Here is a 12,723-nt window from a genome sequence, read left to right as displayed (position 1 = left end):
CAGCATGAAGACGCCGGCCGACATCATCACGCGCCTGCAGCTGATGTCGCAGGACGGAACGAAGTCGGATCGCAAGCTGGCCGGCTTCGTGCTGGCAGACCTCGACTTCGTTTCCAAGGCGGCGATTTCGGAAATTGCCGCGCGCGTCGGTGTCAGCGAGCCGACGGTGACGCGGTTCTGCCGTAACCTCGGCTGCGAGGGCCTGCGCGACTTCAAATTCTATCTGGCGCAAGCCATCGCCATCGGCGGCCAGTATCTGTCGCCGGAGCCGTTGAGCCGCGATGCCCGCGAACAGCGCATCGCTTCCGCCATCACCGAAGCGGCGATATCGGCCATCCAGCGCGCCAGCGAAAACCTCGACATGACGACGCTGGTCGCCGTCGCCGCACGCATCGCGGTTTCCGGCAATGTGCTGTGCATCGGCTCCGGTGGCATTTCGTCGATGATGGCGACCGAAATTCAGAACCGGCTGTTCAGGCTCGGCGTGTCGGTGCTGGCGCAAATCGACGGACAGTTGCAACGCATGTACGCCGCCGTCGCCACCCCCGACACCACGCTGATCGCCTTCTCCGTCTCCGGCTATGCACGATCGGTCATCGATGCGGTGCAGGTCGCCCAGCAATATGGCGCCACGACGATCGCCATCACCCCGCCGGACTCCGCGCTCGCCAAGGTCGCCGACACGGTCATCCATTTCCAGTCGCTGGAAGACGGCAATATCTATAAGCCGACATCGTCGCGCTATGCGCTGCTGTCGATCGTCGACATGATCGTCACCTCGGTCGCCGAGACGCGCGGACCAAGGGTTCTGGAAAATCTGCGCCGCATCAAGCAGAGCGTCAACACGTTGAAAGTTGACGATCCGCGTTTGCCGCTGGGGGATTGACCCTCCGGCAAGGACATCAGGCCTGATGGCCGAGCGCCTCGATGCTTTTCGCCAACGTCTCCGGATCGCCTTCAATGCGCACGGTCTTCAGCCGCGCCGTGCCGCCGGCGACAACCGAGACGGCGGACCCCGGCACGCCAATCGCCTTGGCAATCAGCTTTTCGAGCGCATGATTGGCGGCGCCGTTTTCCGGCACGGCGCGGACGCGCGCTTTCAGATGGCTTCGCTCGTCCGCCGTGGTCTCGATGCCTTCGAGCCTGTCCAGCGCAGCCTTCGGCGTCAGCCGGACAAACAGCTCGACGCCATCATCGCGCAGGCGAAACGGCGCGCTCATACGATCATCGGCCTCACAGGACCAGAGGCGCCACACTGGTCAATATGAACTGCCGCAGGAAGAACAGGATCAGAAGCAGGATGATCGGCGAGATGTCGATGCCGCCAAGGTCCGGCATGAAACGGCGGATCGGCCGCAACGCCGGTTCGGTCAGCCGATAGAGCATGTTGCCGATGGAACCGACGAACTGATTGCGCGAGTTGACGACGTTGAAGGCGTAAAGCCAGGAAAAGATCGCCGATGCGATAATGATCCACCAGTAGAGGTCGAGCGCCATGACGATTGTCTGAATGAGGGCGAGCATGCCGGTCTCCAATTGTTGCCGACATGTAGCCATTGCACGCGAAACCGGCAAGGGCCGCCTGCCACGGTGCGCCGGTACGGCTGCCAGGCCACTGGATTTCGGCAAACCTCCGCCTTGACAGGAAACCGCGGCGCCCGATAAATGCGCCCATCCGCTGGACGGGGCTGTAGCTCAGCTGGGAGAGCGCGTCGTTCGCAATGACGAGGTCAGGAGTTCGATCCTCCTCAGCTCCACCAGCGGAATTTAGAAGGCATATCCTCCAATGAAATCAACTGGATAGCTGAAAGGGCCTCTTTTGTTTGGCCCACGCGTTTGGCCCACGTTTCAGCTATGCCACCCGCGCCGCACCCCTCACGTCCTCCACGTACAACTGCAGGACGGTCCAAGGGTCATCCTCCAATTCCACCGCCACCGCGTAAGCCTGACCTTCCCCGAAGGTGTCGCGGACATCGTCAAGGTGTCGCTTAAGCCACGTCGCCGCGTCAGCTTCTAGGCGGGAGAAATCGATCTTCGTGTGCATTGTATGACCCCGTGCCATGATTGGCGAGTGAGGCATACGGGCGCTGCCGTCACATGACAAACCACTAATATTCATCCCTCGAAAGGGACGATCCCGGCAGCGGGTAGAATGCTGCGCCAGAGGCCGCCAAGGTCGCCCCCTCAGATGGTCGCGGGGAAACCTTAGCGCCTCTCGCACCACGCTACCGCGCAGCCTTATGGGCCTATGAACTGGTGAGTGGACGGGAATGGTCGGTGCTTCACAACCCGCAACCCGGTCGCGTCACTTTCCACGACATCAATCCCCGCCCATGCGCCTATGGTGCGATCCCGCTTCCACATTGGCATGCCGCCTATGATGACCTTGACAAGTTCGCTGGGGTCGACGCCGCGCTTTATAAGTTCCCGGCACAAGACCGGAACCGGGTCCTTGCGCGTCGTGGTCTTCTCGATTTCCTCGCCCCGTAGAGTGGTGGCGGCAGTGAGTGATCCTCGATATTCGATATGTAGCATTGGCTCCTTTGCAGTCTTGCCCGCTGAGGGGCGTTTGTCTCTGGACGGTAGATCGTACCGGCGAGACCGTGAACACGCTCTGGCGGGTCGTACCGCACAGCGTTCTGATGGTGTCTGGGGTGGGTGTTAGGGAGAGCCCGGAGAGGGCTTTGAGCTTGGGGCAATGGTTCACCGGGATGGCGACCTGACCCTCTCCGGGGAAGGCTGTGGTGGTGTGAGTGGTCCTCGGCCACGAATGGCCTGCGGGTGGTGCTGCTATATGCCTAGGTCGAGACGCATCTTAGACACCTCGACACAGTGCTGGTGGAAGATCGAGAAATCACCCTTCAACGCCGCCTTGCGGAACGTCGGGAGGTCCTGCTCGTCAACGTGATCCATCCATGTGGCATGGTCGATCCCGTACTGGCTGAACACATCTCGATTGAGAGTTGCAATGAAGCCCGCCTCGACAACCATAGCCTGGGCCTCAGTGATCCCGAACTGCTCCCCGACAGGGATTTCTCCAAGGTCGACGAAAGCATCTGCAAGGAACTTCTGCTGGTCCTCGGTGTGGGTCTCCCGAAGGTTATCGAGGGTTTCGTTGGTCTTCGATTGAAGCTCCTCCACGTCCATGGCCTTCAGCTCGGCGTCAAGGGCTTCGAGGTCAGCGGCTTCGGGGTTGGCGATGGCGTCTTGGTCGTCTTTGATCTCGTAGTCTTCCGGGTTCAGGCTATCGAGGTCAATTTCGTCATCACCCCAATCCGACACCTCCGAAGGGATTTCTCCCTCCGAAGGCTGTTCAAGGTCGGACTGGGTTACCGAAAACGGTAGCCGTATGGTCTCAGGGCTTCGTCAAGTCCTGCACCGTAGTCGTTGGCGCTAATCTCGCCGCGCTCGTACATCTCACGGGCCTGCTTGGGGCCTAGCTGGATGCCACCAACCGTCACCGGGATGGTGTCGACAAGAGCCCTAGGCGGCACTGCAAATGCACTGCTGTCACTCTCAGGGGCCGGTGCGTTCAACTGCTCGACCTTGGTCACGCCGTTCGAGATGCTGACACGCTGGCTGAGGGTGCCGCGCTGCTGTGCTTGATACCACTGGTTGCCAGCTAATGAGGCCTCAGTTGCCGCTGCAACCTGTGCCCGCAACTTCGCCGCCTTCTCATCGTGAGCGGCCTTGGCTGAGGCGTGTTGAGCCCGCTCGACGAACTCACTCCGCTGCTCTGGGGTCATGTTGGCGAATGCCTGCTCGGTGGCTGACATCGGCTTATCGCTGTCTCTGCCGCTCATCTGGTCGTCGCTGTATCTATCGTTAGACATGGTTAGTTCCTTCAATGGTGATGGTCCTCCCAGCGGGCTGCTGCAAGGTTCTGGTAGGGATGGGGGATGGTGTTAGGGCCTCAGCGGCGCGGCTGAAGCCCGTAGCTGTGGATTGGTAGTGCTGGAGTGTCATCCACCGCTGGCGGCGCTACGGTAGGGCTTAGGCTGGCCGTGCGGGGCCGCATGTACAGTTCGGCCATTCGCCGCATCATGTTCCCGCCTTCAAGCTCGCGGTAGCCGTAGACGGCGTAGCATCGCCTAGCGACGATTAGGGCGTCAGGGATGCCGGAAAGCCGGTCCAGTTCGGATGGCTGCCCTTCCTCCATCCTGCCCAACGCTGAGATGATGGCGAGGGCCTGTTCTCGGGTCGGCCAATCTGCAAGGGCCGGGAGGAACTGGCTCATTGGCCCTCCCTGTGGTGCTGGAGCCATGGCGTCTTGGCATGGGCCTTGGCAGTGCCGAACCGGAACAGGTGGTCGAGGTGCCACTCGTCATCGTACCAGCCAAAGTCGCGGTTGGCGTCCCACCTCGGACCAATCCAAGCCAGCGCCTTGCGGCTGAGGTCGAACTCGTCACGCTTGGCCTGCCCCAGCCGCTTCCATGCAAACTGGCCGTAGTGGATGGCAACACCCAGCTCGCGCCGCTTGTCACGTCGATCTGCAGCCGCCTTGATTGAGTGGGTGCGGGCCTGCTTGGTCCGAAATGAGAGCTTGGTATCGGGGACGTTGCGGTAGCCGAGGGCATTGATGAGGTGCTGCTTCCAGTTGGTACGGTCGCCTTGGGATGCCCTCAGGGCTGTCTTGGCCAGCCGCTTGGCTGTGGCTGTGGCTGTGGCCATGGTAAGGGCGCTGATGTCGTCGTCATGGACATCAGGCGTGGTTTCTCGCTCATGCAGGAATAGAGCCCTGTCGAACGGTCGTGCATCTTCGGTCATGTCATGCAGTTTCCTCTCGGTTGTCGCTTGGAAAAGGGGAGGCTGGCAGGGTCATTTTCAGCTGATGTAACGTCATGTGTAATAGGTACCTTGTAACGACACTTAAGGTTCGCCCTGAGGGTTCACCCTGAGCTGGAGACATCAGACTGAGACCACCAGAAGAAAGAGGCGGAAGCCTCCCCCTATCATCCCACCTTCAGGTTCACTTCTGGCCATCGCTCTAAGGTGTCAGACCACGGAGCTGAGGTGTTCATCAGAAGGTAGCCTGAAGGCTGAGACATCAGAGGGAGGGACTTCCGTCCGCTCCTGTGTCTAATCAACCTGTTAGGTCGACCATATCGGCCTCATACGACACCTTGAGGTGACCCTTAAGCGAGACCCTGAGCCGAGCTTGGGCTTTGCTGATCTGGTCAGTTCGATTGCCGACATAGTGAGAGACCATCCGAGTGGACGCTCCCGTGATCCTGCTCATGTCAGCCTGAGCGACATTTGGGAAATGGTCGAGAAGCCATCTGACCTGACCCTCAGCGTCTAACTTGTGTCGCCGGCCGACCATGAACTCGCGAAGCGCCACCTGAGCAGCAACCGCCACCGGGCTGGACGTGATGTCGGTCTTGATTGTCAGGACAGCATCCGCCCATCGCTGGTCGATCCATGCCTGCCCTTTGGGCGATATGACATCGAACGGACGGCCGACGATTGAGAAGATGCGTTTCCCCAGACCTGACCTGACTGACTTGGTGGTCAGCCGTCGCCGTGTGATCAGCTTCCGCTCAGCGAACGAGGCATGCTTGGGGGTGTGGTCTTCGGTCTCATTCTGGAGAATGCCCAGCCGAGACAGGACATCACGGACCTGTTTACGACCGACGCCTTTGGTCTCGCCATATTTGGTGATGGTGATCCAAGAGCCAATCGGTGCCTGGACGACTTCACCTGTGGCGCTGTCGACGGTTTCTGAGGTGTATTCCAAGGTGTCCCTTCTGGGTGGGTGTGAGTTTGTCAGGACGTCCTGACAAAGTGCCGACTGTCGCTTCCGCAAAATATCGCCTCAGGCTGCCTTACGGTGCCGTTGGGGTCGACTTGGGGTGCGGTGAGAGGGGTGGTGCGGCTGTCGCCACGAAACACATAGACGAGCAGACGAGCGCGTGAGGCTTTCGGCTGCGTAGTGCTAGTGTGGCGGGTATGGGGTGGTGGCCCGGCTTGGGAGAAAGGCGTTCGATAGTGCTAGTGGTCACCCTATCGGATTTCGGGCCGTTTCGGCTTCGTGGAGCTAGTGGAGGCCCTATGGGATCGATGCCTCATCGGCTCGGTATAGCTAGTGGTGTCCCCATGGGATTTGGGGCCACTTCGGTCTCGTAGTGCCACTGTTGTCCTTAACCCGCGTCCACCAGCCGCTGCACCTGAGACGCAGAGAACGGCTGCCCCTTCGCTGTCATGTGGCCAAGTTGCGCAAGCTCAGTCGCAATCTCACGCAGGCTCCGGGCCTTGCCAGTCTTCGGGCTCTTGCGCGCCAGACGCTTCGCCGCGCGGATCACCTCGGGATTGGACACGCGGTAACCGTGGTTCCCCTCCACGCGCCTCCCAGCGGCCTTAGAAGCCCGATCACGAGCGCCCCTGAGCTTCGCCACAAGCTGCGCCTTCTCAAACTGTGAGACGGCACCCAGTATCTGCCGCACCATGGCAGCGGTCGGCGTGTCGTTCGTGAAGCTGTCTGGCGCGTCGACGGGGATCAGTTCATAGCCGAGACCCTGCAGGAGTTTGTGACCCGCTATCTGCACCGCAAGGTCACGGGCGAACCGGCTGGCGTTCTCGATCAGGATCACCCGCGCGCCATTGCCCGCCATGTACTCAAGGAGGTCTTGGAAGCCCGGCCGTGTGTCAATCGGGTCAGCCCCGCTCACAGCCGCGTCGTGGAACTCCTCGACCACCTTGATCCCGTGCCGCTTAGCATAGGCGTCGATAGCCTGCTGCTGCCGTGGCGCGCTGTCGCCGTCGACATTGGTCCGTGAGGAGGTCCGAAGGTATGCAACTGCCGTGGTCATTCTCTGCGGTCCTGTCCCTTGTGGTGCAAGCCATTCGGCCCGCTATCTGTACCTTGTACCTGAGAATTAGGTACAACGTCAAGGCCTGCGCCCGCCCCGTCCGGTGCCGTCATGGGTGAAGCCTCAGCCGCAGCGCTCGATGCGACTGGGCGAAGCCTCTGCGGGGCAAAGCGGTGCCGTCCAGAAGTCCTGAGGGTGGCCTATGGTGGAACTGAAGGGGGTACGGGGGGTGATCCCGCGCTGCCCTATATCTGATGGGTCAGGCGGATTTTTCCAACAAACATTCCGTGCGAATTGACGGTGGGGTTTGTTGGAAGGGATGATAGGCGCCAGTCTTAAGCTGCGCTCGTGGGCTACGGCAAAATCACCCCAACGGAAGACCAATCCCGCCCGCGCGGAAAAGGCTCAGAGTCGCCGCCCTTAGAACGGAATTTCGTCATCAAGCTCCCGGTGCTTCCGCTCTGGAGGTAGGCCGAAATCCGGTGCGGGAAGGGCGCGCGGCTTTGGCGGCAGCGACTTTGGCTGTGGCGGGGGGCCAAGCCTCTCGGTCTCAGCGTCTTCCGCAACCTTGTCGGCACCAAGCAGGCTGGTGATCGTGGCAATGGCGTTCGGGGCGTCGGAAAGAAACGAGGTCGTTCCAACTAATGTCGCGCTGACAATAGCCAAAATGGCCATGACTTTGCCGAACCCAACGCGCGACTGTGACAGTTCGACCGAAAGTTCATTCAACTTGTCCAGCAACCCCTTGCGCTGACCCTCGGGCAAATCACTGTTGACGATGATGTCGCGCAACTTCGTAATCTGCTGTTCAATGCGCCCTCGGGTCTTGTTCGCGAGACGGACAGAGTATTCATCGGGTTTGCCGACACCCCGCAGCCGAAACCGGGTGGCCACGCCTGCCGCCTTCAGGAGGAAGCTTTGAAAGCCGTCATACGGCTCATCCAAGTTCCAAGGAAACTCAAGCCCGTCAACGCCACACTCTGCGGCAGCAGCAGCCACCATACTCATGTACTGCAGTCTGATCAGCTGATCAAAATTGGGCGTCGTTTCACTCGTGATGAAGCTGTTCAGGTTGCGCCGGCAGATTTCCTCGAAAGCAACGAACTTCTGCCCCAACTCAACTGGGAGAGACGCATAGTCCTCCGGCGAAACAAGGTCCAATTCAGCCTCCTACCCCAACGTCACATATATGTATTTGCATGGTGGGCGTTATTCCAGTCCCAATCCAAACCATCGACCGCTTAAGCGCGCTTCGGCAACTTCACGGCCTCGACACAGGCCCTGTTCTGTTCCTCCGATGCGCCCTGCGTATACGTGCCGAAGGTTATGTCCTTCTCGCCCGGCACATGCCCTACGATGTCCTTGATTGTCTCCTTAGCGTGACCAGCGTGGCGCGCCTGGGTGATGAACCAGCGCCTTGCCGAATGGAAGTTCACCGCGCTCCTGCGCTTCCCGTCGCGCACATCATCGACCTTCAGGGCCTTGCGGTAACGATTGAAGCGCTTCCCGAAGGTGTCGCCCGGGTCGCGCTCACCCGCCAGCTCATGGAAGAGCCATTCCTTCGGCTTCTTGTCCTTGGTGCGCCGCTCAACGATACCCTTCAGGTCGGGGTGTATCGGCACCTTTCGGGCTGCGCTCCGGGTCTTGCCCTGCTGGATGTCGAACACCTCGTCATGGACCTCTTCAACCCAAAGCGTCACCACCTCCGCAAGCCGCATCCCCGACAAGCATGAGATGCGCAGGGCGTCCTCGATCTGCTGCCGGAACTCGGCCCCCACCTCCTCAGGGTAGGCACCATAGAGGAGCGCCTTCAGTTCCTTCTCGTCAAATGCCCTCTCCCCGCTGTTCCTGTCGCCGCGCTCGACCCGGCGCTTGTTGTCGGGGAGCGTCTGCCCCAGCCACGGACTATCGACCGCCTTGCCATCCATCACCTTGCCTTCGACATGGCCGCGCAGGGTGAGGTAATCCCAATAGCCGCGCAGCGCCGTCATGTGCTTCTTGGCGGTCCTGCGGTCCATTGGCTCAATGATCGCGGTGACGTACCGGCCCACAACCTTGCGGTCGATGTCGGGCAGCTTCAGAGCCTCTTGGTCACACCACCGTGCAAACCTCCTCACCAGTCCGCGCCGCTCGTTGGTGGTCTTGTCTGCGAGAGCTATCGCCTTCAGATACGCTTCAAGATGCTCGTCAACAGGCACCTTGCCAGTGAAGGCGTCTTCAAACTCTTTGCGGTCTTTCCCACGAAGACGCTCGGTCGCTTCCTCGGCAACGCTCACGGCGATGTCCAACGGGCTCCAACCAAACTCATTTCGGGCGTCGTCATCGGCGACCCTGAGGTCGGTCAATGTCTCCCGCCAAACTGTGCCGTGTTCCCGTGCAGACAGCGTGGCAGCGCTGATCACCTTACCCGCTGCGATGTCCCTAAACAGGCTTCGGGTGTCACGCTCGGCTTGGTCCCGGCGCTCCATAGCCACGCGCATGTCGCTGGTCTGGAGGTTCTCCCGGTGGTGGGTTCTGCCGCCGAAGTGGCTGCGCATGGCGACCGGAACGCCGATCTTGAACCACCATATACGGCGCTTCAACTCGAGATGACGTCTGGCACTGTTCCGCTGCTTCGGCATAGAAAGACCCCCGGTTTGGCCCACGCATTTGGCCCACGTTCCGGGGGTCTATGGCACTGACTTAGAAGGATTTCAACAGCATAAGTGTCACAGGCGTCGATCCTCCTCAGCTCCACCAGCGGATTAATTCCTCGCTCTCCGCGCCATCTGCAGTCCGCGACGCTCGTCCGGGCTTGCCTCCACGGTTGGCATTTGCCGCGCCGGCGTGCCTAAAAGGCCGCGCGCCGCGCCGCCTGTTTTCGCAATCTCCGGCAAGACTTTTGTCAATTGGACTTATGGCGGAAGCGCTCGTCGATTGTTTCCGTTTTTTTTGCAAACCGCCCCACTAAATTGACGTTACCAAATCAGTTTTTTCTGTGCGTTGTGGCCAAGGCGTTTCGGCGGGGGCGACCGGAGACGCTATATGGATTTCGAGTCGAAATGAAAAATCCGCCTGCGGAAGCAAAGACGTGTCAATTCGCGAGAATCTCGCTGCAAACCTTAGACGGCTGTGCAAGGACCATGCCTCCGTAAGCGCGGTATGCCGTGAGCTGCACATCAATCGCACCCAGTTCGAACGCTACCTGCAAGGGCAGACCGTTCCCAACAAGGCCACAGCCAAGCTGATATGCGATTACTTTCGGATCGACGAGGCGGAACTGTACCAGGATCCCGGCACACCCGAGCCAGTGATGCGCGGCCTGCCGCCGGTGTCCGAGAGCCTGTTCAACCAGATGATCCGCCCTCCCAGCCCTTCGATCGCGGGCGGCACCTATTTCACCTATTTCTCGATCCCGGGCCGCCTCGACCTCCTGGTGCGCTCGGTGACCTTCGTGCGGCGCGAAGCCGAACTGGTCACCTTTCGACGGGTCACCGGGTGGTCGGAGCGCCGGGGATCGACCTGGGCACGAGCGCGCGGCAATCACTATGGCGTGGCGATCTCGCGGCTGAACTGGATTTATTTCAGCGGCATCAATCGCCGCCAGACCGGAGAGCCGTCGCTGATCTCCGTGCAATGGGCTCCCATCTCCGAACCGGTGCTGATGGGCAAGGCCATGCTTCTGACGGAGGCCGGCCCGGCATTCGTGTCCGTCATCATGCGGCGCGACATTGCCAACATCCACGCAAGGGATGCCATCAGCATGGCGCATGTCATCAGTCTCGACGATCCGGGCGTCGACCAACTGGTTGTCAGCCTCACCCGGGACGGGTTAGGCTAATCCCTCGGATCGCCGTGTCTTACGCCAATTAAGAATAAGCGTACGCCGATAAAGCGTACGCCAACGATTGTCTACTCTGTATCTGAATAAAATCGATATTTTACACTTTGGTACCAAGAAAGATAATCCACGCATCCGCCTTCGACTCGTGGTTTTACTATAATTTTAACAAACCATTAACTCTTCCGACCTTACCTTTCTTCGCGCGGATCCCGTTCCGGGGGTCCTTCAACGGATCCCAGATTGGGGTCAGGAAAGGGATAAAAATGGCCAAGAAAGTGACCAATACTCCGAAGCTGACGATTGCCGCCGGCACGCAGACCGTCTTCTTTTCGCAGGGCATGCACTACAACAAGCGCTGAAGCCGTTCTGCGCCGACGAGCGGTTCGCTTGTCGGCGCCTCGGCTCCGCAGATGGCATCCAGCTTCATGAAAATGCGCTCTTCGAAAACGCTTGTTTTCTACCCTGGCCCGAACAAGGTCACGGCATGCAACTTCCTGACCAGAAGCGTATTTGAATGCAGCCCTGATATGGTCGGCCTTCTCGCATCGTGGGACAAATGGGCATCGACGGCGGACATTGCCCGCGCCCATGGCTGGTCGAAGTCCGAGCTGAAAGCTGTCGTTCCCCAGTTGCTCGATTTTTCCGCCCTGGTCACCGCCGGATCGCCTCTCGCCGAGCAGGAGGAACAGTTTTCGGGACAATGGAGTTGGGGGCTTCCGACGGCGCTGATGCATTTCTGCGTCCAGGACAGCGAATACATGACCATCGAGCAAGCGGAAGAGCGGCAGATGGAACGCGCCGGCTATACGCCGCAGCCGGACCTCCTGCTCAAGAATTCCGCCGGCGCCATCCAGCTGCCGAATGCACTGGAAGACAACGAACTTCTTGGCTTGATGGCGCGGCGCCGCACCAACCGCACGGCGGCTCAGCCCACCATCACGGCCAAACAGCTTTCCGATTGCCTGTTCGCCGGGCTCGGCATCATCGGTGAGACCGCCAATTGCGTCGGCACCCTGCCGCTTGGCATGACCCCTTCCGGCGGCGCGCGAAATCCCTATGAGGCCTATGTGGTCGCGCTCGGCGTCGATGGCCTCGAACCCGGTGTCTATCACTATTCCGCCGCCGATCACGACCTTGGCAGGATTTCCGCGAACCATCTGCCGAAGATCTCCGAACTGGTCGGCGGACAGGAGTGGGCTGACGCCATGCCGTGCCTGATCCTGCTTTGCGCCAGGCTCGACCGCACGATGTGGAAATATGAGGACGCCAACGCCTATCGTGTCGTGCTGATCGAGGCCGGCCATATCGGCCAGAACATCATGCTGGCGGCGACCAATCATGGCCTGTCGGCATGCCCGACAGCCGCGCTCAGTCATTCCGCGATCAAGCGGCTGCTTGGTCTCGACAGCCTCACCGACGCACCGATCTATGCCTTGACCCTCTCGACCCCGGAAAGAGATCCCTCCACCGCGGGCCAATCCATCAATTAGTCGACCAACAATGTGTATTCGGCCAGTAACGCGTTCCCAGGGTATAACCAGAGACAGGAGCAGCACGTGCCAAATCAATCCTTACGCCAGTCGGAAATCGATAGTCTTCAATATATTTCGTCGATGACCAATGAGCTCGTGCAAATGGCCGAAGCAAGCCGTTTTCCGATGATCTCCTACCTGCTGGGCATGGCCTATGCAGAGGCCTTCGACGTTCTTCGCGGCGCACGGCCAGCCAGACACGCGCAGCTCAGCGGCAACCCGCTGCACCCCAAGGCGCAGGCAAAAGACAATCGCGCCGCCCAGCCACGGAGAGCCTAACGAGATGCAATCGTCAGCATGCGCGGTGGCCGGCTCGACCTCGCGGCCAAACCGCTGGGAGACGCTGTGCGCATTGCAAAGCCTGCTGCCGCTCCTGAAGAAAGCCGCGACGGACCTGCGCCGCGCCGACATGGTCTACTGGTTCGAGCAGGCAGATGCCGAGGTCGCCAACATCATCAGGGGCCACCCCTCCGATGCAACCGCAATCCCGGCCCTGATTGCATCCTGCCCGCAGGACCGGCATCCGGTCGCGCTAGCTTGATGCATGTCGCCCGCCAAA

At 60.3% G+C, this 12,723-nt stretch carries 14 protein-coding genes and 1 tRNA gene; 6 read left to right on the top strand and 9 right to left on the bottom strand.

What is annotated here, in order from left to right:
- Positions 1-4 precede the first annotated feature (4 nt).
- Positions 5-886 carry a MurR/RpiR family transcriptional regulator gene (locus AC0NIL_RS05715; RefSeq protein WP_473572903.1) on the top strand — a complete coding sequence of 294 codons (882 nt, stop codon included), beginning with the start codon at positions 5-7 and terminating at the stop codon, positions 884-886.
- A 16-nt stretch (positions 887-902) separates the two neighbouring features.
- Here the strand turns inward: AC0NIL_RS05715 and AC0NIL_RS05710 are convergent, their stop codons facing one another.
- Together AC0NIL_RS05710 and AC0NIL_RS05705 are read right to left on the bottom strand one after the other, a co-directional pair.
- The gene (locus AC0NIL_RS05710; RefSeq protein ID WP_013528978.1) at positions 903-1,220 is read right to left on the bottom strand and encodes a DUF167 domain-containing protein; all 318 of its coding nucleotides are present in this window, start codon (positions 1,218-1,220) and stop codon (positions 903-905) included.
- 13 nt (positions 1,221-1,233) lie between these two features.
- Entirely contained in the window at positions 1,234-1,524 is a 291-nt protein-coding gene (locus tag AC0NIL_RS05705; RefSeq protein WP_013528977.1) for a YggT family protein, read from the bottom strand.
- 160 nt (positions 1,525-1,684) lie between these two features.
- On the opposite strand from AC0NIL_RS05705, the gene AC0NIL_RS05700 reads away from it, so the two are divergent.
- Positions 1,685-1,760 (top strand) — tRNA-Ala (locus tag AC0NIL_RS05700).
- A gap of 1,030 nt (positions 1,761-2,790) precedes the next feature.
- Here the strand turns inward: AC0NIL_RS05700 and AC0NIL_RS05695 are convergent.
- The 7 genes from AC0NIL_RS05695 to AC0NIL_RS05665 form a co-directional block, all read right to left on the bottom strand.
- On the bottom strand, positions 2,791-3,282 hold the full coding sequence (locus tag AC0NIL_RS05695) for a hypothetical protein (RefSeq protein ID WP_473572902.1): 492 nt from the start codon (positions 3,280-3,282) through the stop codon (positions 2,791-2,793).
- Positions 3,283-3,329: 47 nt separating this feature from the next.
- Positions 3,330-3,848 carry a hypothetical protein gene (locus AC0NIL_RS05690; RefSeq protein WP_473572900.1) on the bottom strand — a complete coding sequence of 173 codons (519 nt, stop codon included), beginning with the start codon at positions 3,846-3,848 and terminating at the stop codon, positions 3,330-3,332.
- Positions 3,849-4,233: 385 nt separating this feature from the next.
- Positions 4,234-4,767 carry a hypothetical protein gene (locus AC0NIL_RS05685; protein WP_473572898.1) on the bottom strand — a complete coding sequence of 178 codons (534 nt, stop codon included), beginning with the start codon at positions 4,765-4,767 and terminating at the stop codon, positions 4,234-4,236.
- Between the two features lie 316 nt (positions 4,768-5,083).
- Positions 5,084-5,737 (bottom strand): hypothetical protein, encoded by a 654-nt coding sequence (locus AC0NIL_RS05680; protein ID WP_473572896.1) that lies wholly within the window; start codon positions 5,735-5,737, stop codon positions 5,084-5,086.
- 403 nt (positions 5,738-6,140) lie between these two features.
- Positions 6,141-6,809, bottom strand: coding sequence for a recombinase family protein (locus AC0NIL_RS05675; protein WP_473572894.1), 669 nt, complete (start codon positions 6,807-6,809; stop codon positions 6,141-6,143).
- 420 nt (positions 6,810-7,229) lie between these two features.
- On the bottom strand, positions 7,230-7,970 hold the full coding sequence (locus AC0NIL_RS05670; RefSeq protein ID WP_473572893.1) for a hypothetical protein: 741 nt from the start codon (positions 7,968-7,970) through the stop codon (positions 7,230-7,232).
- Positions 7,971-8,050: 80 nt separating this feature from the next.
- Complete coding sequence (locus tag AC0NIL_RS05665; RefSeq protein WP_473572891.1) at positions 8,051-9,430, bottom strand: tyrosine-type recombinase/integrase; 1,380 nt, start codon at positions 9,428-9,430, stop codon at positions 8,051-8,053.
- A 449-nt stretch (positions 9,431-9,879) separates the two neighbouring features.
- On the opposite strand from AC0NIL_RS05665, the gene AC0NIL_RS05660 reads away from it, so the two are divergent.
- The 4 genes from AC0NIL_RS05660 to AC0NIL_RS05645 all read left to right on the top strand — a co-directional run bounded on the left by AC0NIL_RS05660 (position 9,880) and on the right by AC0NIL_RS05645 (position 12,705).
- Positions 9,880-10,629, top strand: coding sequence for a helix-turn-helix domain-containing protein (locus AC0NIL_RS05660; RefSeq protein WP_013528976.1), 750 nt, complete (start codon positions 9,880-9,882; stop codon positions 10,627-10,629).
- A 530-nt stretch (positions 10,630-11,159) separates the two neighbouring features.
- On the top strand, positions 11,160-12,122 hold the full coding sequence (locus tag AC0NIL_RS05655; RefSeq protein WP_275953479.1) for a SagB/ThcOx family dehydrogenase: 963 nt from the start codon (positions 11,160-11,162) through the stop codon (positions 12,120-12,122).
- A 66-nt stretch (positions 12,123-12,188) separates the two neighbouring features.
- Positions 12,189-12,443 carry a hypothetical protein gene (locus AC0NIL_RS05650; RefSeq protein ID WP_013528973.1) on the top strand — a complete coding sequence of 85 codons (255 nt, stop codon included), beginning with the start codon at positions 12,189-12,191 and terminating at the stop codon, positions 12,441-12,443.
- Positions 12,444-12,447: 4 nt separating this feature from the next.
- Entirely contained in the window at positions 12,448-12,705 is a 258-nt protein-coding gene (locus AC0NIL_RS05645) for a LuxR family transcriptional regulator (protein ID WP_013528972.1), read from the top strand.
- Positions 12,706-12,723: the final 18 nt, after the last annotated feature.

The organism is Mesorhizobium sp. WSM1343, from assembly GCF_055901535.1.
This window is presented reverse-complemented; position numbering and strand designations above follow the sequence as displayed.

Excerpts from the sequence above, each read along its gene's own strand:
- AC0NIL_RS05715 (WP_473572903.1), top strand. The coding sequence starts at position 5 with ATGAAGACGCCGGCCGACATCATCACGCGCCTGCAGCTGATGTCGCAG.
- AC0NIL_RS05710 (WP_013528978.1), bottom strand. The coding sequence starts at position 1,220 with ATGAGCGCGCCGTTTCGCCTGCGCGATGATGGCGTCGAGCTGTTTGTC.
- AC0NIL_RS05705 (WP_013528977.1), bottom strand. The coding sequence starts at position 1,524 with ATGCTCGCCCTCATTCAGACAATCGTCATGGCGCTCGACCTCTACTGG.
- AC0NIL_RS05685 (WP_473572898.1), bottom strand. The coding sequence starts at position 4,767 with ATGACCGAAGATGCACGACCGTTCGACAGGGCTCTATTCCTGCATGAG.
- AC0NIL_RS05675 (WP_473572894.1), bottom strand. The coding sequence starts at position 6,809 with ATGACCACGGCAGTTGCATACCTTCGGACCTCCTCACGGACCAATGTC.
- AC0NIL_RS05665 (WP_473572891.1), bottom strand. The coding sequence starts at position 9,430 with ATGCCGAAGCAGCGGAACAGTGCCAGACGTCATCTCGAGTTGAAGCGC.
- AC0NIL_RS05655 (WP_275953479.1), top strand. The coding sequence starts at position 11,160 with ATGGTCGGCCTTCTCGCATCGTGGGACAAATGGGCATCGACGGCGGAC.
- AC0NIL_RS05645 (WP_013528972.1), top strand. The coding sequence starts at position 12,448 with ATGCAATCGTCAGCATGCGCGGTGGCCGGCTCGACCTCGCGGCCAAAC.